The organism is Aestuariibaculum lutulentum, assembly GCF_032926325.1.
In the GTDB taxonomy this organism is placed as follows: domain Bacteria; phylum Bacteroidota; class Bacteroidia; order Flavobacteriales; family Flavobacteriaceae; genus Aestuariibaculum; species Aestuariibaculum lutulentum.
Map to the genome: position 1 here is coordinate 2,383,932 of NZ_CP136709.1, position 24,354 is coordinate 2,408,285.

The 24,354-nt window shown below is 34.8% G+C and carries 25 protein-coding genes; 12 read left to right on the top strand and 13 right to left on the bottom strand.

Annotation, left to right across the window (positions count from 1 at the left end):
• The first annotated feature begins 78 nt into the window (after positions 1–78).
• The 4 genes from secDF to R1X58_RS10175 all read left to right on the top strand — a co-directional run bounded on the left by secDF (position 79) and on the right by R1X58_RS10175 (position 7,432).
• Positions 79–3,063, top strand: coding sequence for a protein translocase subunit SecDF (secDF, locus tag R1X58_RS10160; protein WP_240574903.1), 2,985 nt, complete (start codon positions 79–81; stop codon positions 3,061–3,063).
• 172 nt (positions 3,064–3,235) lie between these two features.
• A complete protein-coding gene (locus R1X58_RS10165; RefSeq protein ID WP_240574904.1) occupies positions 3,236–4,531 on the top strand; it encodes a phosphoribosylamine--glycine ligase in 1,296 nt (431 codons plus the stop codon).
• A gap of 12 nt (positions 4,532–4,543) precedes the next feature.
• Positions 4,544–4,987 (top strand): GNAT family N-acetyltransferase, encoded by a 444-nt coding sequence (locus R1X58_RS10170; protein ID WP_240574905.1) that lies wholly within the window; start codon positions 4,544–4,546, stop codon positions 4,985–4,987.
• Between the two features lie 66 nt (positions 4,988–5,053).
• Entirely contained in the window at positions 5,054–7,432 is a 2,379-nt protein-coding gene (locus tag R1X58_RS10175) for an outer membrane beta-barrel family protein (RefSeq protein ID WP_240574906.1), read from the top strand.
• Here the strand turns inward: R1X58_RS10175 and R1X58_RS10180 are convergent.
• The 5 genes from R1X58_RS10180 to R1X58_RS10200 all read right to left on the bottom strand — a co-directional run bounded on the left by R1X58_RS10180 (position 7,429) and on the right by R1X58_RS10200 (position 11,622).
• Positions 7,429–7,836, bottom strand: a complete 408-nt coding sequence (locus tag R1X58_RS10180) for a DUF192 domain-containing protein (RefSeq protein WP_240574907.1) — start codon at positions 7,834–7,836, stop codon at positions 7,429–7,431. The genes R1X58_RS10175 and R1X58_RS10180 overlap by 4 nt on opposite strands.
• A gap of 91 nt (positions 7,837–7,927) precedes the next feature.
• The gene (lgt, locus tag R1X58_RS10185; protein WP_240574908.1) at positions 7,928–8,857 is read right to left on the bottom strand and encodes a prolipoprotein diacylglyceryl transferase; all 930 of its coding nucleotides are present in this window, start codon (positions 8,855–8,857) and stop codon (positions 7,928–7,930) included.
• 36 nt (positions 8,858–8,893) lie between these two features.
• A complete protein-coding gene (locus tag R1X58_RS10190) occupies positions 8,894–10,021 on the bottom strand; it encodes a peptidylprolyl isomerase (protein WP_240574909.1) in 1,128 nt (375 codons plus the stop codon).
• Between the two features lie 43 nt (positions 10,022–10,064).
• Complete coding sequence (gene gldI / locus R1X58_RS10195; RefSeq protein WP_240574910.1) at positions 10,065–10,610, bottom strand: gliding motility-associated peptidyl-prolyl isomerase GldI; 546 nt, start codon at positions 10,608–10,610, stop codon at positions 10,065–10,067.
• Positions 10,603–11,622 (bottom strand): DHH family phosphoesterase, encoded by a 1,020-nt coding sequence (locus tag R1X58_RS10200; protein WP_240574911.1) that lies wholly within the window; start codon positions 11,620–11,622, stop codon positions 10,603–10,605. Before R1X58_RS10200 ends, gldI begins: the two co-directional genes overlap by 8 nt.
• Before the next feature lie 172 nt (positions 11,623–11,794).
• Here R1X58_RS10200 and R1X58_RS10205 point away from each other — a divergent pair, with 172 nt between their 5' ends.
• Complete coding sequence (locus tag R1X58_RS10205; RefSeq protein WP_188224288.1) at positions 11,795–12,214, top strand: nucleoside-diphosphate kinase; 420 nt, start codon at positions 11,795–11,797, stop codon at positions 12,212–12,214.
• Between the two features lie 76 nt (positions 12,215–12,290).
• On the opposite strand, the gene R1X58_RS10210 is transcribed toward R1X58_RS10205, so the two are convergent.
• The 5 genes from R1X58_RS10210 to recF form a co-directional block, all read right to left on the bottom strand.
• Positions 12,291–12,482 carry a cold-shock protein gene (locus R1X58_RS10210; RefSeq protein WP_240574912.1) on the bottom strand — a complete coding sequence of 64 codons (192 nt, stop codon included), beginning with the start codon at positions 12,480–12,482 and terminating at the stop codon, positions 12,291–12,293.
• A 156-nt stretch (positions 12,483–12,638) separates the two neighbouring features.
• On the bottom strand, positions 12,639–12,830 hold the full coding sequence (locus R1X58_RS10215) for a cold-shock protein (protein WP_240574913.1): 192 nt from the start codon (positions 12,828–12,830) through the stop codon (positions 12,639–12,641).
• A 98-nt stretch (positions 12,831–12,928) separates the two neighbouring features.
• Positions 12,929–13,225, bottom strand: a complete 297-nt coding sequence (locus R1X58_RS10220; protein WP_240574914.1) for a DUF721 domain-containing protein — start codon at positions 13,223–13,225, stop codon at positions 12,929–12,931.
• Between the two features lie 38 nt (positions 13,226–13,263).
• A complete protein-coding gene (locus R1X58_RS10225) occupies positions 13,264–13,944 on the bottom strand; it encodes a 2'-5' RNA ligase family protein (protein WP_240574915.1) in 681 nt (226 codons plus the stop codon).
• Between the two features lie 4 nt (positions 13,945–13,948).
• Positions 13,949–15,028 carry a DNA replication/repair protein RecF gene (gene recF, locus R1X58_RS10230; RefSeq protein WP_240574916.1) on the bottom strand — a complete coding sequence of 360 codons (1,080 nt, stop codon included), beginning with the start codon at positions 15,026–15,028 and terminating at the stop codon, positions 13,949–13,951.
• Between the two features lie 141 nt (positions 15,029–15,169).
• Between recF and R1X58_RS10235 the strand changes: the two genes are divergently transcribed.
• The 7 genes from R1X58_RS10235 (at position 15,170) to R1X58_RS10265 (ending at position 21,804) form a co-directional block, all read left to right on the top strand.
• A complete protein-coding gene (locus R1X58_RS10235; protein WP_240574917.1) occupies positions 15,170–15,949 on the top strand; it encodes a tetratricopeptide repeat protein in 780 nt (259 codons plus the stop codon).
• 3 nt (positions 15,950–15,952) lie between these two features.
• The gene (ribH, locus tag R1X58_RS10240) at positions 15,953–16,438 is read left to right on the top strand and encodes a 6,7-dimethyl-8-ribityllumazine synthase (protein WP_240574918.1); all 486 of its coding nucleotides are present in this window, start codon (positions 15,953–15,955) and stop codon (positions 16,436–16,438) included.
• Between the two features lie 424 nt (positions 16,439–16,862).
• Positions 16,863–17,147, top strand: a complete 285-nt coding sequence (locus R1X58_RS10245; RefSeq protein WP_240574919.1) for a riboflavin synthase subunit beta — start codon at positions 16,863–16,865, stop codon at positions 17,145–17,147.
• A gap of 3 nt (positions 17,148–17,150) precedes the next feature.
• Complete coding sequence (gene mutL / locus R1X58_RS10250) at positions 17,151–19,157, top strand: DNA mismatch repair endonuclease MutL (protein WP_240574920.1); 2,007 nt, start codon at positions 17,151–17,153, stop codon at positions 19,155–19,157.
• A 3-nt stretch (positions 19,158–19,160) separates the two neighbouring features.
• Complete coding sequence (locus tag R1X58_RS10255) at positions 19,161–19,907, top strand: rhomboid family intramembrane serine protease (protein WP_240574921.1); 747 nt, start codon at positions 19,161–19,163, stop codon at positions 19,905–19,907.
• Positions 19,907–20,749, top strand: coding sequence for a rhomboid family protein (locus tag R1X58_RS10260; RefSeq protein ID WP_240574922.1), 843 nt, complete (start codon positions 19,907–19,909; stop codon positions 20,747–20,749). Before R1X58_RS10255 ends, R1X58_RS10260 begins: the two co-directional genes overlap by 1 nt.
• A 29-nt stretch (positions 20,750–20,778) precedes the next feature.
• Entirely contained in the window at positions 20,779–21,804 is a 1,026-nt protein-coding gene (locus tag R1X58_RS10265) for an endonuclease/exonuclease/phosphatase family protein (protein ID WP_240574923.1), read from the top strand.
• Here the strand turns inward: R1X58_RS10265 and R1X58_RS10270 are convergent, their stop codons facing one another.
• The 3 genes from R1X58_RS10270 to lepB are packed head-to-tail and all read right to left on the bottom strand — an operon-like array spanning position 21,805 to position 24,336.
• The gene (locus R1X58_RS10270; RefSeq protein ID WP_240574924.1) at positions 21,805–22,113 is read right to left on the bottom strand and encodes a DUF6122 family protein; all 309 of its coding nucleotides are present in this window, start codon (positions 22,111–22,113) and stop codon (positions 21,805–21,807) included.
• Positions 22,113–22,739: a WbqC family protein gene (locus R1X58_RS10275; protein WP_240574925.1), complete on the bottom strand. Its 627-nt coding sequence runs from the start codon at positions 22,737–22,739 to the stop codon at positions 22,113–22,115. The genes R1X58_RS10270 and R1X58_RS10275 overlap by 1 nt, the downstream gene beginning before the upstream one ends.
• Before the next feature lie 16 nt (positions 22,740–22,755).
• Entirely contained in the window at positions 22,756–24,336 is a 1,581-nt protein-coding gene (lepB, locus tag R1X58_RS10280; protein WP_240574926.1) for a signal peptidase I, read from the bottom strand.
• Positions 24,337–24,354 lie beyond the last annotated feature (18 nt).

Consider the following 24,354-nt stretch of genomic DNA (forward strand, 5'->3'; position numbering starts at 1 on the left):
CAATTTTAATTAACTAAAAGCGTGTCAAAGTTTAATTCATTTTTATAGTGGATTAGAGTGACACAAAAACAACAAAACATGCAAAATAAAGGATTAGTAAAATTATTTGCGGTTTTATTCGGATTGGTAAGTATTTACCAGCTATCATTCACGTTTAAAGCAAGTCAAATAGAGAGCGAGGCAGAAGAAGTTGCCATCAACAAAATCTCTGAAACAGAAGACGATTTCAGAGCAAAACGAAGTGCAGAAGAATTAAGATATTTAGATGCTATTTCCAATGATACCGTGTTTAACATGGGTATTGCAAAATTCACTTATAGCGAAGTGAAACAAAAAGCCATGAACCTTGGTTTAGATTTAAAAGGAGGTATTAACGTTATTCTTCAGGTGTCTGTAAAAGACATTTTAAAAGGATTGGCTAACCATACTAAAAACCCTGTATTTAACAAGGCTTTAGATGATGCTTCAGAATTACAAAAAGATTCTCAAAATACATATTTAGAAGATTTCTTTATCGCTTTCGATAAGATTAAAGGGGATACTAAATTAGCTTCTCCAGATATTTTCTATACAAAAACATTAGATGGTGAGATTGATGGAAGTATGTCTGATGCAGATGTAAAAGTGGTTATCGAGAGAAAAATTGACGAGTCTATCGTTTCTGCTTTCGAAGTATTACGTAAGCGTATTGATGAGTTTGGTGTAACATCTCCAAACATTCAACGTTTAGGAACGTCTGGTCGTATTTTAGTAGAGTTACCAGGGGTTAAAGATATTGAAAGAGCAACATCTTTATTACAAAGTACAGCACAGTTAGAGTTTTGGGATGCTTACAGAGGAGAGCAGTTTTTTGGTTTCTTAACTCAGGCGAACGAAACGTTAAAAGATATTGTTGATACAAAATCTGAAACTAAAGAAGTTGAAAGCAATGACCAGGAAGATGCTATCGATGATCTTTTAGGTGATGCTACTACAGATTCTACAGCCGTAGATACAGTAAACCCAATTTTCGATTTAATTCGTGGTCCAGGATACCAAGGCGGACCAATTGTAGCTTATTTTGAAGTTACAGATCGTAATCAAGTATTAGAATACTTAAACATGCCACAAGTAAGAGCTTTACTTCCTGCAGAAATGCGTTACACGAAGTTTGCTTTTGGTAAACCAGAAAAAAACAGTGAAGTTGTTGGATTATACGCTTTAGCTGGAAACAGAGATAATGAGCCACAATTAAGTGGAGCTGTAGTAACTGATGCACGTCAGGATTACGACCAAATGAACAGACCAACAGTATCTATGCAAATGAATGCAAAAGGTGCTAAAATCTGGGAAGAAATGACGGGTGAAGCATTTACTAACGGAAGCCAGATTGCTATCGTTTTAGATAATGTAGTGTATTCTGCTCCAGGTGTAACTTCAGGACCAATTGCTGGAGGTAATTCATCTATTTCAGGAAACTTTACATTAAATGAGGCTATCGATTTAGCGAACGTATTACGTGCAGGTAAATTACCGGCATCGGCAGATATTATTCAAAGTGATGTTGTAGGACCATCTTTAGGTCAGGAAGCGATTGATAGTGGTACAATGTCATTCATGATTGCTTTAGCTTTAGTTTTAGTATGGATGGTAGTTTACTACGGAAAAGCAGGTGCTTTCTCTGATGTTGCTATGTTATTAAACATCTTATTAATCTTTGGTATCTTATCAGGATTAGGAGCGGTATTAACGTTACCTGGTATTGCCGGTATCGTATTAACCATTGGTATGTCGGTCGACGCGAACGTAATTATTTTCGAGCGTATTCGTGAAGAGATTGCTAAAGGTAAAGGACAAAAAGAAGCGATTCAGGACGGATTTAGCAACGCTTTATCATCAATTTTAGATGCGAACATTACAACTGGTTTAACAGCATTAATTTTATTCGTATTCGGTACAGGTCCAATTAAAGGTTTCGCAACAACATTATTAATTGGTATTGCTACATCATTATTTACTGCAATCTTCATTACAAGATTATTAATCGACTGGTATGTAAACAAAGGTGGTCAGTTAGAGTTCTCTACTGGATTGACTAAAAACTTATTCAGAAGAATTGATATTGAGTTCTTAAAGAAGCGTAAAGTAGCTTATATCATTTCAGGAATTGTTATTGCATTAGGTATCGGTTCATTAGCTACTAATGGTTTAGATCAGGGTGTAGATTTTGTTGGAGGTAGAACTTACCGTGTGGTGTTCCCGCAAGATGTTAGCGCTTCAGAAATTAAGAGTGTATTATCTCAACCAGACGTTTTCAACAGTGCTGATGCTAAAACTGTTGGTGAGAGTAATAGTTTAAAAATTACAACCAAGTATAAAATTGATGAAACAGGTAAGGAAGTAGACGAAGAAATCAGATCTAAATTATTCGCTGCTATTCAACCTTATTTAGGAGGTCAGTCTTACGAAGAGTTTATCGATAACAACAACGTAAACAAAGTGGTTGGATTAATGGAGTCTTACAAAGTAAGTCCAACAATTGCAGATGATATTAAACAAGCATCATTCTGGGCGATTTTAGGATCGTTAATAGTTGTGTTCCTTTATATCTTATTCCGTTTCAAAAAGTGGCAATATTCACTTGGTGCAGTAGCAGCAGTATTCCACGACGTATTAATTGTATTAGGAGTATTCTCAATAACCTACAAATTCATGCCATTTAGCATGGAAATCGATCAGGCGTTTATCGCAGCTATCTTAACGGTAATTGGTTACTCATTAAACGATACCGTAATTGTATTCGATAGAATTAGAGAGTACGTTAACGAACATACAAGTTGGGATTTTCAAAAGATTGTTGATACCTCGTTAAGCAGCACTTTAGGAAGAACCTTAAATACGTCGTCTACGACATTAGTAGTATTATTAGCAATCTTTATTTTTGGTGGAGATTCTATTAGAGGATTTATGTTTGCTTTAATCGTTGGTATCGTAGTTGGTACCTACTCTTCATTATTTATTGCATCGCCAATTATGTATGATACAGTAAAACGTTTAGAAGGTAAAAAGAAGAAAGAAGACTAATTTCGTTTATTCTTAAAAATAGAAGGCCCGTTAATTTTTAACGGGCTTTTTTATGCTTAAAAATTTAACATATTTTCCAGGTAGATAATGTATACAACAGATATGTTATTTATATACATTTGCTCAAAATTTATCTGTGATGAATTATCAATTAATACTTCAAACTGTTTAGGTGAAAACCCAAACACAGTCGCGAAAAAAGTTTCTTTTTGTTTCGCGTTGGGGCGAGTCTCTGGACATTGCTAACACAATTTACTTAGAAGGTCACGCCGTAAAATTATACATAGAAGACAAAGCGTCTAAGGAAATAGGTTATGGTTTTGTGCCAAAGGCAGCACAATGGGAAAAGCATGTCGATTGGGCCGATATTATCGTGTTCGATTATACAGGTTATGGAAAAATTGCCAGTGCATTAAGAGCTAAAGGGAAATTTGTATTAGGTGGAACCGAATACACCGATAATCTGGAACTGGATAGGAATTTTGGGCAAGCCGAATTAAAGAAGCATAAGATAAAAGTGATTCCTTCAAAGGAATTTACCACGTTTAATGATGCTATTCATTACATAGAAACACACCCAAGTTCTTATGTGTTAAAACCCTGCGGAGAAACACAGGAACTTAAACAATTGCTGTTTGTTGGAAGTGATGAGGAAGGTCTGGACGTGATTCGCGTGTTAAAAGCTTATGAAAAATCCTGGGGAAATAACTTCGGTAACTTTCAGTTGCAGCGTAAAGTAAAAGGTGTTGAAATATCGATTGCAGCTTTCTTTAATGGAAACGAATTTATTTATCCTATAAACATCACTTTTGAGCATAAAAAGTTATTTCCAAAGGAGCTCGGAGTTTCAACTGGTGAAATGGGAACCAGTATGTTCTGGGTGAAAGATTCGCCCATTTTTGAAGCCACGTTGCTTAAATTTCAGCATACTTTGGCAAAGCATCATTTTATTGGACATATCGATATCAACTGTATTGTGAATGGCAATGGCATTTATCCATTGGAGTTTACTTCCCGTTTTGGGTATCCGCAGGTGTTAATTCAGCGTGCCGGTATAAATGAACCTTTGGGTGAGTTATTTTATAAACTCGTAACCAGACAGAAGTTTAAAATCAATACAAAAAAAGGCTTTCAGGTAGGGGCATTTATTGTAGTGCCGCCATTTCCTTACGACGATAAAAAAACGTTTAATCTATTCTCAAAAGATGCCGTAGTTGTGTTTAAGAAAAACGGAAAGGAAGGTGTGCATCCCATGCATTTAAAAAAGGTAAACGACGAATGGCTTATTACAGGAAATACGGGAATTGCTGTTTTGGTAACCGGAGTTGGAAACACCATGAAAGATGCTCAGAAAATGATGTATAATCGTATTAATAACGTCATCATTAATAACGGATATTATCGTACTGATATTGGCGATCGATGGACAGAAGACTCCGATAAATTATGGTCATGGGGATTATTGTAATTTAATGTTGTTATGATTTTTGAAAAGTGCATCAAAGTTCGGTCTTTTTTTTCCATTCTTCCACGGGACTGGCAGGAGAGTATTTTGCCGTTGTGGGAGGATTATAAGTCGTCAACTGAATGTTTTGTTTTAAATGAAGCTAATGAAATTGTAGCTGGTGGTTTAGTATTTACAAAATGCCCGCCGGATATGTTATATGTTAAACATGAAGCTGATTTTTGGTTTGAAGCCGGTTATAAATATTTAGGCTTTATATATGTTTCTGAATCCAGAAGAGGACAAAATTTAGGCTCTTATTGGCTAAATAGTTTGAAAGAAATGTATCCTGAAACCAAATTTTGGTTAACCATTGAAGACTTGAATCTCCACCATTTTTATGTTAAAAATGGTTTCTTATATGTAAAGACTTTACATCATGGCGAACAAAAGGAAGGTTTATACCTTTACCCAAATTAAACCTTAGATTTATTAAAAAGTGAGCACTTTAATTTAACTTGCAATTTTTAATAACAGGTTTAAAAAATGAGTTTTAAGACAGTTTCAACATACATTCTTTTTATATTCCTATTATTTCAAGTGGTAAAGGGTGGCTCACAAAACATAGAAATAAAGGGCGTTGTTATTGATGAAGGTAGTAAGCAACCATTGTCCTATGCTACCATTGTAGTTGCCAATCGTGATACTAAACAAGCTATTACAGGTGCTATAACTACTGAGGATGGTAGTTTTTCTCTTAAAACCAAAGCATCAAAGTTTTATATAGAAGTAAGTTTTATAGGGTTTCTATCGAAAACTATTGAACAATTCAATTTAAAAAATAATACCATAAATCTGGGAACCATTGGGCTCCAGGAGGATGCTTCGCCGTTAGACGAAGTGGTAGTGCAGGCAGAAACGTCTAGAACCGAATTTAAATTAGATAGGCGTGTTTTTAATGTAGGTAAAGATATTTCCAGTACAGGTATGAGCGCTTTGGAAGTCCTTAATAATGTGCCTTCAGTTAGTGTAAATATAGAGGGGATTATAAGTTTACGAGGCAGCAGTGGTGTTCAGATTTTAATTAATGGAAAACCTTCGATTCTTACCGGTGAAGGTGGTGCATTAGGTAGTATTACTGCCGATATGATTGAAAGTATTGAAGTTATAACTAATCCGTCTGCAAAATACGATGCCGAGGGAACTTCCGGTATTATAAATATCATTATTAAAAAAGAGGAGCGTAAAGGTGTGAACGGTTCATTAAGTCTGAACACAGGAATTCCAGATAACCATAGTGTTGGATTAAGTTTGAACCGACGTTCAGAAAAATTTAACCTGTTTACGCAACTTGGTATAGGCAGACGAAGTAATCCTAACGAAGGGGAGAATATTAATACAGATTTGATTAATAAAACAAACCTAATGAATTCAGGAAAAGAATACCGAAATGAAAAGTTTTATAATATCATTTTAGGAACTGATTATTATATCAATCCCAATAATGTGGTAACGCTTTCCGGAAATTTTGCTTATGAGGTAGAAGATCAACCTTCAAATAATCTGTTTAAATTGTTTGATGAGACAAACGCCTTGATATCTGAATGGAATCGAACTGAAGAAACCGAGGCAACCAATCCGAAATGGCAGTATGAGCTTCAATATAAAAAGGATTTTGAAGACCATGAAGACCATGATTTATTATTCAGTGCTTTAGGGCAGTCATTTGCCAAAGATCAATCTTCTTTGTTTAATGATGTTACGGTTTCAGGTGAAGATAGAGATGCCGTTCAACGCACTCGAGCCGATTTTAGTGATTACACCTACACATTTAAGTTAGATTATACCAAACCATTTTCAGAACAATGGCGTTTGGAAACTGGTGCTCAATATGTAATAAATGATGTAAGTAATGATTATGAAGTGGAGAACTTTGTTGGTGAAAATTTTGTGACAGACGAAGGGCTTACCAATATTTTTAATTACAATCAAAATGTTTTTGGTATTTATGCTACGGGGTCTTTCGAGGGAGTAAAATGGGGATTGAAAACAGGGCTTAGGATGGAACAAACCGATTTGAAGACTTTATTAGCAAATACTAATGAAGCAAATAATCAAAATTATTTAAATCTGTTTCCAAGTTTACATACATCATATAAAATTTCAGATATGGTTTCTTTACAAGCCGGGTATTCAAAGCGCATTTACCGTCCACGATTATGGGATTTAAATCCGTTTTTTAATATGAGGAATAGTTTTAGCATTCGTCAAGGGAACCCTAATTTAATGCCGGAATTTACAGATTCGTACGAATTGACTAGTATTTTCGATATTGGAAATACATCGCTTAATTTTGGAGTGTATCATCGCTACACGACCGATGTGATTGAACGTATTACAACTTCCGAAGATAATGTAAATATAACACGACCCGAGAATATTGGGGCGAACAGTACTTACGGAATTGAGTTTAATACCAAGTATAGCCCGATAAACTGGTTAACACTTAATGCCGATTTTAATTATAATACCTTTAAACGTGATGGAAGTTTTGAAGCTCAGTTGTTCGATTTTAAAGGAAATCAGTGGACTTCCAAGTTAATGGGGAAATTTAAAATGCCTGCTGATATAGATTTTGAAGCAACCGGAAATTATCTATCTAAATATAAAACCGTACAAAGCGTAGTGAGCGATATGCTGTTTTTAGATTTAGGCCTTCGGAAAAAAATAATGAAAGGTAGAGGTGTTCTAAACGTAGGGGTTCGCGATGTTTTTGCTTCAAGAATCGATGAGAGATTTACTAGCCAAAATTCTTTTTTGTCATATAGTAAAAATGCTCGTGGTCGCTTTGTTACATTTGGTTTTAGCTATGGTTTTGGTAAAGGAGAAGCTATGGAATATTCCGGAGGCAGACGACATTATTAATGTGTTTTTACAAAACTAATACTATCGTTCACGGCAAGTTGCCATTGGTCGGCTAAACCGGCATTAACTTCTAAAACATATTTTGCTGGCAGGTTTGATGGTAATGAAGATTCATCAAAGGGTTTGGCATTTTTCTGAAAGCTAACAATTTTGTTATTGGCGCCAATATAAATGATGTCTAACGAGATTCTTGTGTTTTTCATATAGAAATAACGTTCTCTAACATCGTCAAAAACAAAGAGCATGCCCTGTTTGGGTTGCATAGCATCTCTATACATAAGGCCGGTTTCGCGATCAAATTCGGTATCGGCGATTTCAATATCTAAATTTATCTGAGTCGAATCGGCTTTAAAAATGGTAAGTTCACCTTCTTTGGTGAATTTTATTTCGGTTTGTTTTACCACTGTTTTATTATCTTTTTTACAGCCTGTGAAACATAAAGTAAAACAGGCTGCAAAAATAAGATAAGTTATATAGAAACTTTTAAAGTTCATGTTATACCACAGGCTGTTTTGGTTTATAAACAAACATAAAATAAAGTCCTATTAGAATAAACGGAATGCTTAACCATTGTCCGGTGTTTAAACCAAACCAGTTAATATATTCGTCGCCTTGAGGTTCTTTTACAAATTCCACAAAGAATCGAATCGTCCATAATAGGATTAAAAATAATCCGAATAGGAATCCTGTTTGATCCTTTTTTGGGGTTTTCGAGTAGAAATACCATAAAATAAGGAATACAAAAACATAACAGAACGATTCGTAAAGTTGCGCCGGATGTCTGTATGGAACGGCATCAAGTAAATTTTGAAACTGCGGATTGGTGGTTACAGCATTATAGGCTTCCTGAGCATCTTTAATGCCCGTTAATTGTACAATCTGACTTTTGTAATATTGATCCTGAATAAAACGTACGCCAAATGCAGAATCGGTTACCTTTCCTATAATTTCAGAATTAATAAAGTTTCCAATTCTAATGAATACGGCACCTGAAGCCACCGAAATCACGACACGATCTAAAATCCAAAGTAGCGATTTGTAGTTGTATTTTTTACGGTACAAATACATCCCAACAATAATTCCTATAGCTGCACCATGACTAGCTAAACCTTGAAATCCGGTGAATTCAATACCGCCTTTAAATCTGAATGGTAAAAAGATACTAAAGAAGTCTTCAGAAATTAATTCAGACTGATAAAACAAAACATGTCCTAAACGCGCTCCAATCATGGTAGCCAGAACAGTGTAGATAAATAATGGGTCTAAATATTCTAAGGATACTTTTTCTTTAGTAAAAATACGTTTCATAATAAACCAGCCCAAAACAAAAGCGGTTACCCACATCAGGCTGTAAAAGTGTAATTTGAAATTTCCAATGATATCGATACCTGTTATAGGATTCCAATCAAATTTTAATAGGTACATAAGTTTTATTTTTCTGAATATAAATTGTCGTTTTGTTTAGAGTGCTTCAATAATTTCAACTTCAAAAATTAAATTCGCACGTGGGGGAATGCCGCGATTTCCCATTTCGCCATAGCCTAGGTGATATGGAATAAATAGCGTGGCTTTATCTCCAACACTAAGTTGTTGTAAACCTTCTTTGAAACCAGGTATCATACGCGCATCCGGGCTAATTTCTGCTTCAATAGGGCGGTACATTTCGGCATCGCGTTTTCCAGGGTTTACCATATCGAACGCTTCGGCAACATCTAATTTGCTGGTGTCAAATAGTTTGCCATCTTCCATATACAAGCTGTAATCTGTAAGAATAATTGCGGTTGATGGTAGTTTGTTGCCATCGCCTTTTTCGCTGATGTAATATTTTAGACCAGAAGGCAGGGTAGTGGCTTCTGCTTTTTGTTTTTCAAATCTTTCTTTGGTTGCAGTTAATAAGGCTTCCTGTTTTGCTGCTTTTTCTTTTTCAAGACGTTCGGCTTCAACAAAATGATTCACAAAAATGTCTGGAGCGTCAAAGCGCTTAGCTTCTTTTCCTTTTCGGATAATATTCAGCTCTTTAATGTAGATTTTATCAATTGGCTCATCCGTCGCATCGGTTTCCACATTTGAAATGGTATCCTGCACATCCAAACCAATAACCAGTTCTCCAAAAACAGAATGTTTATTGTCTAAGAATGGCGTTGGTTTTTCGGTGATGAAAAACTGACTTCCGTTAGTATTCGGACCAGAGTTTGCCATAGATAGTATACCAGCTTTATCGTGTTTTAAATCTTCTGAAAACTCATCGGTAAATTTGTATCCCGGACCGCCAGAACCATTTCCTATTGGATCGCCGCCCTGAATCATGAAACCATCAATAACACGGTGAAACGTAGTTCCGTTATAAAACTTTTTTCCTTTATATTGTTTGTCGACCATGGTGTTAGTACCTTCGGCTAAGGATACAAAATTAGCAACGGTAACCGGAGTTTCATTGAAATCTAATTTGGCAACCATAACGCCTTTACTGGTAACGAACTCGGCGTAAATGCCGTCCTCTAATTCCGGATACTGGGCTTTACATGATGTTAAGTTGGTAAGTAAGGTGACAATGAAAAGTATTTTAGCTGAAATTCTTAACTGTTTCATATGGTTCTGTAAATATTTATAAGGAATAGTTGGTTTCTTTGAATTAATTGTCCTCAGTTTTTGTGATAGAGTTTAAGGTTACTTTACACATTAATGGTGTATTGCTGCCAATTTTGTTTTCGTCTCCATAGTAACCGTATGCCTTTTGTGAAGGGAATAAAAAAGTTACTGTTTCACCGGTTTTCATAAGTTTTAGTCCTTCTCTTAAACCAGTAAAAAGTTCTTCCTTATCCATAGTGTAATTACGGGTTTTAAGATCATCAAACGAATAAATAGTTTGCCCATTTAAAGTTTTTACGTCGAAATCGTAGTTTACCACATCTCCAAAAACAGGTGTTTGTAAAGAGTCAATTTCTGTTTTGGTATTGTAGAAATACCAGAAACCACTTTCAGAAGCAATGTATTCATTTTCCTGTTTTTGCGTCATGAACTTTTCTATAAGTGCTTGTTCTTCGGCATTTAATTTTTTATTACGTTCTACGGATTCATCAATAAATGAGCCCGATTTAACCGAAACAGGGCGTCTTGCTTCAGGAGATTTGCAAGCTAACGCCAAAGCGATTATGGCCAGTGTTAAAAATTTATTCATTATTCAGGGCTTTATTATAACTAGGCAATATACTAATAAATTTTTCAACGGTATCGTTTAGTGATAATTCACTTCGTCCGCCAGCCGCATTTATATGTCCGCCACCATTAAAGTGGGTTCTGGACATGTCGTTTACAGAAAAATCACCTTTTGAACGTAGCGATATTTTAACAATACCTTCCTGCTTGTCTTCAATAAAAATAGCTGCTAGTACAATATTGTCCAGAGATAAACCATAATTAACAATCCCTTCTGTATCGCCTTTTTTGTAATCGTATTTATTGAGTTCGTCCTGAGATAAAGTAATGAATGCCGCTCTGTGCTCGGGTAGGACTTTTAAATTGGTTAAGGCACAACCTAATAATTGTAAACGTTGATAGCTGTTAGTATCGTAAATACTGTTGTGTATTTGTGAGTTGTTAGCACCTTTATCGATTAAATCGGCAATAATGCGATGGGTTTGGCTTGTTGTTGATGGAAAACGGAATGAGCCAGTATCGGTCATAATTCCAGCATATAAACAAGAAGCGATATTAGTATCAACCAACGCTTTATCGTCAAGCATATCAATAAAATGATATACCATTTCACAGGTAGAACTCATACTTACATCACTATAGGTATACAAGGCGTAATCATCAGGAGCCTGATGGTGGTCTATCATGATTTTAATGCCTTTACTTTCGGCTAAAACGGTTTCCATGTTTCCGGTACGGTTTAGCGCATTAAAGTCTAATGTAAAAATAATATCGGCAGCATGAATTAAAGTGTCAGATTCTTCGGTTTGTGAATCGTATTTTAAGACCTTATTTTCATCAGGCATCCATTTTAAAAAGTGCGGATAATCGTTTGGGGCAATAACGTGAACTTGATGGTTGCCTTTTAAAAGATAATGGTAAAGGCCTAAAGTAGATCCGATGGCATCGCCGTCGGGGTTTTTATGTGGTACAATAACTATCTTTTTTTCAGTAGATAACAATTGTTTTATGTTGCTAATTTCTTCATTTTTCATAGATGACGAAGATACAATTTTTTTAAAATTACATAGGCTTGTTTTTAATGATAAATAGCGTACTTTTGCAGCAAAATTAAAAGACCTTCATTGTGAAGTATTTTTAGAAAAGTATATGTCTTTTTAAGAATGCTTTAAATGAAATTAAAAAGAATAACACTAAAATTTAAAAATGGCAACAAATAGAACATTTACAATGCTAAAGCCAGATGCAGTTGAAAACGGACACATTGGCGCAATATTAGAGAAAATTTCAGCTTCAGGATTTAGAATTGTAGCAATGAAATTAACGCAAATGACCAAAGCTGATGCTGAAGCTTTTTATGCAATTCACAGTGAGCGTCCATTCTTTGGTGAGTTAGTAGAGTTTATGACTCGTGGGCCTATCGTAGCTGCTATTTTGGAAAAAGAAAATGCGGTTGAAGATTTCAGAACTTTAATTGGTGCTACAAACCCAGCTGATGCTGCTGAAGGAACTATTCGTAAATTATATGCAGCTTCTGTTGGTGAAAATGCAGTTCACGGAAGTGATAGTGATGAGAATGCAGCTATTGAAGGTGCTTTCCACTTTGCAGGAAGAGAGCAGTTTTAATTAAACCGCTTTATATAAATTAAAAATCCCGCCATAGCGGGATTTTTTTTGTCTTAAAAAAATTAAATAGTATATATTAAATTACTTTTACATTTACTGCGTTTAATCCTTTTTTACCTTCTTTCAGTTCGAATTGAACTTCGTCGCCTTGACGAATTTCGTCGATTAATCCTGAAATGTGAACAAAGTGTTCTTTTTTTGAACCTTCTTCGATAATGAACCCAAATCCTTTAGAATCATTGAAGAATTTAACTGTTCCTGTACTCATAAATTGAAATATTAGTTATTAATTGAGTTAAATGTAGTATAAAATTCAATTTATTCTATGAATTTAGTGTAAAATTTTTAATAAAATTTTACGCACAAAAAAAGGCTATCAATAATTTTTGACAGCCTTTTTGTTGTAATTGTTAAAGTATATGTATTAGATTACTTTTACGTTTACGGCGTTTAATCCTTTTCTACCTTCTTGTAGATCGAATTCAACTACATCACCTTCACGAATTTCATCGACTAGTCCAGAAATGTGTACGAAATGTTCTTTGTTGTTGTCTTCTTCAACGATGAATCCAAAACCTTTAGAATCATTGAAGAATTTTACTGTACCTTTACTCATTGTATTTGTATATAAAAAATTTAAAGGTCAAAGGTAATGTAAATAAGTACAGCTTGTTAGAAATCGAAGGCTTTTATTATTTTTATTTTTAAATGTAGTTATCTTAAAATCAATTTTTTAACAATTTCTTTTCCGAGAGCCTCGTTAATCATCACTATAATCTTTTCTTTTCCATAGCTTAATTCTTCTCGTAAAACACTAGAATTAAGTTGTACATAAAGTGTGTCGCGTTCTAAATTAACCGATCGGGTGTAATTATTAACACCATTACCCATAAGATCGGCCCAGGCATCGGCGACATTGACTTTATCTAAGCCTTTTTCTAATTTGTTGGTTTCAACAAATTCCTTTAAAGCGTCAGAGATGCTAATATGTTCGTTGTTGCGTTTTGCCATGAATTTGGAGTCTTGAGAAGTGGCAAAGGTACTACGTTTTAGAGTTCAAATTGAAATAACTTTTCAACAAGTGCTTCTTTTTGATACCAGTCGTTATAAACCAACTCTAACTCGTTTACCTTAAATGTTCTAAAGTCCTTATCCTTAAAGGTTTCAATAGTTTTTAGGAAAGCGTCTTTATACTCTAGTTTATTTTTAAAACGCACAACAGTAGAATGTGCTGTTTGAATTGCGTAACGTTTATCTATACTTTGTTCTAAAGTTGAATTTTGAAAATTTTGTCTCAGATTATCCCTTAGAGAATTCAGTGCTTCATTATTCATAAAACCCTGTAGCATAATACAGGAAGGTGATGCTGTTAATCCTTTAAAACGGATTTCAATATTCGGGGATTCAATTAAACTTTGTTTGATAACCTCAATATAATCTTGAATATTAATCTGATTTAGTTGAAAGCCAGTATAACAGGAAATAATGGACATAACTGTAATATGAATATCTGAACTTTCGTAATAATATTGATTGGGTTCAATCGCTTTTAATTCACTTAAAAACGTTTGAATATTAGCTTTTACAGCTTCTGATGGACGTAGTAATAAGGTGATACCAAAACGATTATCGTTTTTCGATTCAATCAAATCATCGATTTCGTAGGTGTCGTTTTTTATTTTTTCAATGGATGAATCGTACAGATTGCTATAATGCTCTTTTAGATTCATGCTTTTAAAGTCTAAAGATTTCGTACGATTGATGCGCTTGCTTTACAGCATTTTCGGTGCGTTCAGCATGGGTGTCACTTATAAATATTTGCCCGAAATTGGCATCGTCTACCAATTTAATAATCTGCGTAACTCGGTTTTCATCAAGTTTGTCAAAAACATCGTCTAACAATAAAATAGGATTGACGCCACTTTGCGCTTTTATAAAATCGAATTGAGCTAGTTTCAAGGCTATTAAGAATGATTTTTGTTGTCCCTGACTTCCGAACTTTTTAACCGGATGACCTTCAATGTTGAAATTTAAATCGTCTTTATGAATACCGACACTAGTATATTGCAGGGCTTTATCTTTACTGATGTTTTTTTGTAACAAGGTGTTTAAATCCTCTTCAAATAAGCCGCTATTGTATTCCAGTTCTATATTTTCGTTACCATTGCTAATAGCCTTATAGCGATCTTTAAAAATAGGAATGAAGGTTTCTAAAAACAATTTACGCTTTTCAAAAATTTGTGTGCCGTAATCGTTAAGTTGTTGGTTGTAGATTTCTAATGTTTCCTTGTTAAAGGTATGATTTAACGCAAAGTATTTTAATAAAGCGTTACGCTGGGCTAAAATTTTATTGTAGTTAATGAGATGGTTTAAGTAGACTTTGTCACTTTGCGAAATAACACCATCTATAAATTTTCGGCGGGTGTCGCTACCTTCAACAATTAAATCTCTGTCGGCTGGTGAGATAATAACGAGAGGTAAAAAACCAATATGGTCGCTAAACTTGTCGTAAATCTTTCCGTTGCGTTTAATGACTTTTTTTTGTCCGCGTTTCAGACTAACTATTATTTTTTCAGATTTATCGTCTTTAATATAGTCGCCATTAACCACAAAAAATTCTTCACCATGCTTAATATTTTGTGTAGCTACCGGATTAAAATAACTTTTTCCGAAAGATAAATGGTAAATGGCATCGAGTACATTAGTCTTACCAATGCCATTGTTTCCAACAATACAATTTATCTTGTCGTTGAAATTGAAGGACTTACTTTCGAAATTTTTATAGTTTAATAATGAAAGTGATTTTAAAATCATAAAAAAAGTAGCTTAAAGCATGTTAAGGAGTTGCAACTCTTTAAAAAGGAGGTGCAAATTATTGAAAAAATACAAATAAATAACCTTTTGTATATGAAGAAAAATTATATTTTTGCGAGGCATTAACTTTAGAATTAATACATGGCAACATATAACAAGAGAGGTTATAAACCGAAAACGAAGATAGAAAAGGAAGTTGTAGTAGAAGTAGATGAACAAGAATCTACAACAGCAGAGGTATTTAATACGTTAGACGAATCGGCGTCTAAAACAGAAGAGTTTGTTGAGAAAAATCAGAAATACATCTTCATGTTTATCGGTGTGGTAGCGGTTGTTGTTTTAGGTTATTTGGGTTACAACGAGTTTATCGCGAAACCAAAACAACAAAATGCAATGAACGATATGTTCCAGGCTCAAAAATATTTCGATCAGGCTGTAAACGGTGTTGAAAAAGATTCTTTATTTAACTTAGCTTTAAACGGTGGAGAAGGTAAATATGGAATGTTAGATATTATCGAAGAATATAGCGGAACGCCATCGGCTAACTTAGCTCATTACTATGCGGGTACAGCATATTTAAGATTAAAAGATTACAAAAATGCAATTGAGTATTTAAGTGATTTTAAAAGTGACGATGAAATTTTGGCGCCATTAGCTAAAGGTAATATTGGTGATGCTTTTGTGCAGTTAAATCAACCAAAGGAAGCTTTAGATTACTATGAGCAAGCGGCTAATATGCGTAATAACGAGTATACTACGCCAATGTATTTATACAAAGCAGGAGCAATTGCTTTAGATTTAGATAAGGCAGGTAAAGCATTAGATTACTTTAACAGAATTAAAGAAGAATATCCAAACTCTACCGAGGCAGCGACTATCGATGTGTTTATTGGTAAAGCTCAGGTATTGGCAAGTAAATAATATATGGCTACGGCAAATAAAAATTTATCAGATTACGATAAAGCGACAATCCCAAATGCGAAGAAGTTTCGATTTGGGATTGTTGTTTCTGAATGGAATGATACCATAACAGAAGGCTTATATAAAGGGGCTTACGATGCACTTATAGATAATGGTACATTACCCGAAAATATTATCCGTTGGGATGTTCCGGGAAGTTTCGAGTTAATCTATGGCGCAAAGAAAATGCAGGAACAAATTGTGAGTGCAGTGATTGTTATAGGTAGTGTGATTCAGGGTGAAACCAAGCATTTTGATTTTGTGTGTGAAGGCGTAACTCAAGGTATTAAAGATCTAAATGTGTTGCACGAAACTCCGGTTATTTTCTGTGTGCTTACCGATAACACCATGCAGCAGGCTATTGATCGCTCGGGTGGAAAACACGGTAATAAAGGAACAGAAGCAGCTATTGCAGCAATAAAAATGGCCGAACTTCGTAACAATAGCTAAAAAAGTCTGTTTAACAGGTTTAAATGTAAATAGGAGAGATGCTTAGATGTTAAACCATTAAGCATCTCTTTTGTTTTTAACTATTTTTCGGGTATTTCTGTTAACAATTTTTGGCAATAGTATTTCTTGATTCTGCCTATTTTTAAGTACTTTTGAGGTATAAGTATTCATCTGTTTTGTTTAATCAACGTAAAAATAAAACCTTTAATTATCAACCTCGTTTCTCCAAGGAAAGTGAGGAAATCACTAATGGAGAAGACTCTGTTAAACACGATTTTGTTTCAAAGTGGGAACAAAACAGAACTTCTAAACGACGAGTTAAAGGCGCCATGTCTATACGCACACTACTGTTAATTTTGGTACTGTTATTGATTTGTATGTACTTATTAGATTCAAAATTCAATTAACCTAAAACTTAGACATTATGGGCATTTTTAAAACACGTAAGAACAAAAAATTTAGTTATACACCACGTTATTTTAATAATGGGGAAGAAGGAAATCCCTTTGAAATCAAGCATAAATTTGATGAGTACAGAAAGACAGTTGGGGGCAATACCAACTTAAAAACAAAATTAATCAACGCATTAGATGATTTAAAAAACAATGAAGACAAAGAGGCTAACCGTCGTATTTTAATAATCGTAGCTATTCTTGTTCTTATATTTTTATTTATCATCGATTTCGATTTATCTATATTTTTTAAATAATTCATGGCAGATATTATACAACTTTTACCCGATCATGTTGCAAACCAGATAGCCGCAGGAGAAGTTGTACAACGCCCCGCTTCTGTTGTAAAAGAGTTGTTAGAAAATGCCATTGATGCTGGTGCTACAACTATAAAACTTATTATAAAAGACGCAGGGAAAACGCTTGTACAGGTTATAGACGATGGTAAGGGTATGAGTGCTACCGATGCCCGGTTAAGTTTCGAGCGTCATGCGACTTCTAAAATACGTAATGCTGAAGATTTATTTCAGTTAAACACCAAAGGGTTTCGTGGTGAAGCCTTAGCCAGTATTGCTGCTATTGCTCATGTCGAGTTAAGAACCAGACAGGAAGACGACGATGTTGGTACAGGTATCCTTATTGAAGGAAGTAAAGTGGTTGCTCAGGATGTGGTAGTAACCCCTCCGGGAACCTCCATATCAGTTAAAAATTTATTTTTCAATATTCCGGCACGCCGAAATTTTTTAAAATCAAATAATGTTGAGTTACGCCATGTATTAGACGAATTTCATCGTGTGGCTTTGGCGCATCCCGAGATTAGTTTTGCCATGTATAATAATGGCAGTGAAACTTTTAATTTACCTATTGGAAACTATAGGCAACGTATAGTTAATATTTTTGGTAGCCGTACCAATGAAAAATTAGTGCCGGTTACAGAAAACACCGAAGTATTGCAGGTGACCGGATTTGTCGGAAAACCTAAGTTTGCCAAAAAAACACGTAACGAACAGTACTTTTTTGTTAACGATCGTTTTATTAAAAGTGCTTATTTAAATCATGCGATTAATGCTGCGTTCGATGGCTTGCTAAAAAACGGAACAAACCCGAGTTACTTTTTAAAGTTAACAGTCGATCCGCAGTCTATTGATATTAATATTCACCCGACAAAAACAGAGATTAAGTTTGATGACGAGCATACCTTGTATGCTTTGTTACGTTCGGCGGTGAAGCATAGTTTGGGACAGTTTAATATTGCTCCGATTTTAGATTTCGATCGCGATGCGAGTTTAGATACCCCATACGAGTTAGAAAAAAAACCGGTAAAGAACCCAACTATTGAAGTCGACCGTGACTACAATCCGTTTAAAGAAGAGGTTAATTCTATTGTTAGGGCCATTGCTCAAAAAAGTGATCAGGCTTTAACCTGGGAAAGTTTTTCGAGAGATTTGGGTGTAGGTATTTCAGATAGTGATATTTATAAAAAGGCGAATTCTGAATTTATTCCATCTCCGGAATCTGAATTAAGACATGTATATGTTGACGAACAGGAAGAGGAGGAAGAAGAGTATGATGATGAAGAAACTTATGAAGAAGAGGCGCCGCAACAGGAATATGTGAGTCCGCAACCTCAAAATTTTAATCACGTAAAATTTGAAGCCGAAGAAAAAACAATCTCTGCTTTTACCGAAGATAATAAGGTAGAACAGAAGCAAACTACGTATCAGCTTCACAATAAATACATTGTAAGTACCATAAAATCGGGTATGCTTCTTATAGACCAAAATAAGGCGCATCAACGTATATTGTATGAAAAGTTTTTACGTCAAATGACGGTAAGGAATGTTGTTAGTCAGCAATTGTTATTTCCGTTAGAACTTCATTTTTCAAATCAGGAAATGCAGGTTATTCGCGATTTAAAAAGTGATTTGGAGCATACCGGATTCATCTTCGCAAAGATGCAGGCTGGATTGGTTGAAATTACTGGTGTACCTGTAAGTGTGCCTGAAAGTGAGGTATCTATCATTTTAGAGCAGCTTATTAGTGATGTTGAAAATGAAGTGCCCGATAGTAGTTTTAGTGCTACCGATTTAATGGCAAAATCGATGGCCAAGAGTCTAGCCATTAAAACCGGACAAGCTTTGGAAAAAGAAGAACAAGAGCATTTGGTGAATCAGTTGTTTGCCTGTAAAGAACCAAGTGTATCACCAGCTAATCGTACCACATTTATAACCATGACTGTGGATGAGTTAGACAAAAAATTTATATAAGTTATGATGCGAATTTCAGAAAGTGTAAAACATTTAATCATAATCAACGTGATTATGTTTATAGGAACCATGACTATTGCTAATGGTGTATTTTATGATTGGTTTGCTTTATATTTTCCGAAAAACGAGATGTTTAAGCCCTGGCAAATTGTAACGCATATGTTTATGCATGGCGGCATTTCGCACATCTTATTCAATATGTTTGCGCTTTGGATGTTTGGTACACCTGTAGAGAAAGTTTTAGGAAGTAAGCGTTTTTTGTTTATTTATTTTTCAGCGGGACTTGGGGCTGTATTACTGCAATTAGGCTTTTATTACGTTGAATTTATTCCAAGTTTTAACGATTTAATTGCTTCCGGTTTAACTACAGATCAAATAATTCATATGCTTCAGGAAAATAAAGTGTTGAGTAGTGTAACTAATCAGCAATTAGCCGATTTACAAAGTGTTTTTCCTGTTTATAATGGCAGTATGGTTGGGGCTTCAGGATGTATTATGGGGATTCTTGCTGCCTTTGGTATGATGAATCCAAATGCCGAGCTGATGATGATATTTTTACCTATTCCTATAAAAGCGAAGTATTTTATTCCCGGAATTATTATCTTAGATTTAATATCTGGTTTGTCAGGTAATTCCATATTTGGTCAAGGTAATGTCGCTCACTTTGCACACGTAGGAGGCGCTGTTATTGGGTTTATTATTATGTGGTACTGGAAAAAAAATCAGTTTAACCAAAACCGCTGGTATTAATGAGTCTTCTGGATGATGTAAAATATAAGCTGGCACGACTTAATGTGCTGGAGAAAATAATAGCCACAAATGTGGTTGTTTTTGTTATCGGTTTATTGCTTCGAAAATATTTGGTATGGTTCGAGCTGCCAAGTAATTTTGAAAGCTTTATCGTGAGACCGTGGTCTATTATTACGTATGCTTTTTTACATTACGATCCGTTGCATATTTTATTTAATATGCTTTGGCTTTATGTTATTGGTCAGATGTTTTTAAACCTATTCAGCTCTAAAATGGCGATAAACATTTACTTTTTAGGAGCTATGAGTGGCGGAATGTTGTTTCTATTAGGTTATTCCTTATTTCCAGGTTTCTTCGGAACAAATTCAACATTGGTTGGAGCTTCTGCAGCTGTAAGAGCATTGCTTATTTTTATATGTGCTTATATGCCTAATCAGGATATGCGCTTTTTTACTTTCAATATTAAGTTATGGTATGTTGGTGTAGCCATTGTAATTTTGGATGTGTTTGGCTTATTCGGAATGAATGCCGGTGGTAATCTGGCACATTTAGGAGGTGCTTTATTAGGTTATTTTTATGCCAAGCAGCTTGTTAAAGGTAATGATATTGGTCGTGGATTTGAAAGCTTAATAGGTATGTTTTCTAATGTAAAACTGTCTAAAAAGGGACCTTTAAAAACGGTTCATAAAAATAAAAGTAAAGTAGGAGGGTATACTAAAGCCGATTTTAACGAGTTTAATACACAGAAGAAAATAGATGTTATTCTCGATAAAATAAGTAAAAGTGGTTACGATAGTCTTACAGCCGAAGAAAAAGAGTTTTTATTTAGAGCAGGTAAATAATTATCATGCCAACACGATTGCATTAAACAATGAAAAACCTTAGCGCTATCAATAAGCTTATTTATCTTATTAATGCTATCATGGCGTTGGTACTTTTGTTTTCTTATGCGCTTCCTTTTTTACCTCCAAAAACGTTCGCTGTATTATCAGTTCTTAATTTAGGAGTCCCTTTTTTAGTATTATGTAATGTGTTATTCTTGTTGTATTGGGTATTAAGACTGAAAAAGCAACTTATTTTATCGCTTTTTGTTTTAGCCATTGGGTATTTCTGTTTTGGGTCTTTATATAAGTTTGCAGCTTCTAAAAAGATTGAAACCCCAAATAATTTTAAAGTTATGAATTACAACGTGAGGTTGTTTAATTTATTTGAATGGATTCCCGAAACAGATGTCGACACAAAACTAATTGATTTTGTAAAAGAAGAAGCACCAGCCATCTTGTGTATTCAGGATTATCACCCACGAAAAAACAACGATTTGGCTTTTTTTAAGTATAGGTACGAACATCTTTCAGGAAAAAAAATAAAGCACGGACAAGCCATTTTTTCGCAATATCCTATTATTAATTCAGGTTCAGTGGAATTTCCGAATACATCAAACAATGCCATTTTTGCCGATGTTGTAAAGGGAAAAGATACGCTTAGAATTTATAATGTTCATTTGGAATCTTTACGTATTGAAACGAAATTAGAAAGCTTAAAAAATGAAGATTCCGAGCGTTTAATTAATCGTATAGGTACGACGTTTAAAAAGCAGCAATCACAGACTGAAATGCTTTTAAATCACAAGGCACAATGTCATTACAAAATGATTATTTGTGGCGATTTTAATAATACTGCATATTCCTATGTTTATCGAAAAATTAAAGGAGAATTAAACGATACATTCGAAGAGGCCGGAAATGGTTTTGGGCGTACTTACGATTTTCAGTTTTTTCCTGTGAGGATCGATTATATCTTTTCGGATGATGCCTTTACTGTAAATGGTTTCAGGTCGTATAACGAGCATTATTCAGATCACTACCCAATTATGGCGACACTTGCGCTTAATGAATAATTACATAAAGGAGCAATCTACCAGATCGGCAATAATATGTATTGCTAATCCTAAGCCAATTAAACGGGTTTTCTTCGGAAATAATAACAACACATACAATACAATTGCGTAATAACTGTGCAGAGGGTGAAAATTGATACTGCAACGCCCAGGACTAAATATAGGTGTAGCCAATACGTGGTCAATATCTATTAAAAATCCGGCAAGCATAATAAGATAAGCTTTTATCCATAGTGGTTTATACCAGATTAAAGCAACTGCAAAAGGTAAAAGCACATGGCAACCGTAATGTGCAATGAATTGAAGCATTATAGAGGTGCTAAGGTTTGATTTTCGAGATAGGTTAGAGCATTTGGTCCTTCGTTAAAAAGTAAATCAAGAATACTCAAATTAGGTATAAATCCGTGTTTATCATCAAATACCTGAGTGTAGGGTTCAAAAGGCTGTTCCTGTTCTTTTTTAGCGTGAACTAAATACCTATAATCAGTCGTATCACCATCAACTTCTTTTTGAAACACTTCCGTTTTCATCTGTTCTATGTCCAATTGTAAACAATCACAAATCACTTCGAAACATTTTAGGTTAAAATCTAAAATGGAGTCAGCTTTAGTTTCAAAAAGAGGTTTGATCTCGTCTTCGTAATACTCGAAAAAAGGAGAGGTTCTGTAGGCCGATATTAAAGATTTCCAATGATTACTTTGCCAGTTGTCTTCATTGAAAATCTTTACATCTTTATATTTTTGTCTGTTTTTCTGGGTGTGAATAACAGGAATATTCAAGGTTTGCTTGCCATTTGCACCGTAAATATAAGCACGGTTTCGGTAGGTTTGCTTTAAGAAATTATCATCAACTTCTATAGTTACTTGTTCCGCTTGAGCGATGGCAACAAAGTGTGCAATACTTGGAAAATATGTAGGGTGAATGATAATGTTCATTGAATATTAATCCTAATTAAGCATTTGCTTTTTTATGTGCTCGCCATTTGCTGAAAGCATAATAACCAGCTAACAATATTAAAAACGGAATTAAGAACGACGTTGCTTTACCTTCACCACTAACAGTAGTAAAGAAACGATCCCAACGCGGTGATTTTCCATCCCAGCTCATCCAGATAAATACCGGTTTACCAACCACGTGATCGAAAGGTACAAAGCCCCAGAAACGTGAATCGATAGAGTTATGGCGGTTATCACCCATCATCCAGTAATAGTTTTGTTTAAATGTATAAGATGTTATAGCTTCACCATTAATTAAAATCTGGTTGCCTTTAACGGTCACTTCGTTTCCTTCGTACTCGCTAATAGCTCGTTTATAAATTGGTAAATTTTCAATGTTTAAAGCAATACTTTTTCCTTTTTCAGGAATAATTACCGGACCAAAATTATCGACATTCCAGTTGTAATTCGGATCGTGAGGGAAAATAGAAGCATCGCGTTCGCCTTTTGGCTTTTTATTTGGTGTGATACTTAAAACATTCGGGTTGTCTTTAAATTTAGCTAAAGCCTCATCTGAAATCGCCGAGAAGTAATACGTATTCTGATTGTTTATTATCCCAAAGCCATCAGTAATATCGTAGCGCTCTTTTAAAACAGCAGGATTAAACTGTGTGCTTTTAGGTTGAACTAAGTAGCTAAACTGTAAATGCGCGCGGTCTGGTAATTGGTTTTGTACACCATTAATAAACACAAAACCATCACGAATTTCTAAAGTATCTCCGGCAACACCAACACAACGCTTTACTAAATTTGTTTTCTTGTCAATTGGCTTATAATAATTTCTGTCCGGGTGAAAGTTGTTCATATCCAAAAGCGTATCGGCTGGCTGGTTGAATACGACAATATCGTTTCTTTCAATATCCTCGAAACCTGGAATGCGTAAATATGGTAACTGTAATTTATTTTCCCAAGACGTTTTTCTGTCTTCAAAATGATCATTAAATAAGTATGATTTCTTTTTAAGTCCAGGAATGGTATCATGTACCATAGGAGCTGCAACGGTTGTCATTGGGATACGTGCACCATAATGAAACTTACTAACAAACAAGAAGTCCCCAACCAATAACGATTTTTCTAACGACGACGATGGAATCGTAAACGGTTGGATAAAATACGTATGGACGATAGTAGCAGCAACAATGGCAAATAAAATAGAACTTATCCAATCGCCTGCACCCGTAGTTGGTTTTAAACTACGATCTTCAATATACTCAACAGTTGCTGCATAATTTAGGTAATAGTTATAAAAGCCTAAAGTTACAACGGCTAAAATCGTGTCTGTTGTAGAATTTTTACCGAAGCTTCTAGCTGTCTCTACCCAGATTACCGGGAACATAATTAAATTAACAATAGGTAAAAACAATAAAATGGTCCACCACCAAGGGCGGTTTATTATTTTCATTAAAGTCACGGCGTTATAAACCGGAATAAAAGCTTCCCAGGCTTGTCGTCCTGCTTTAATATAAAGTTTCCAAGTTCCTAATCCGTGAATCACCTGAATAATCAAGATGAAAATAAACCATTGCATTAATGTCATACCTATGTTGTTTTGTTT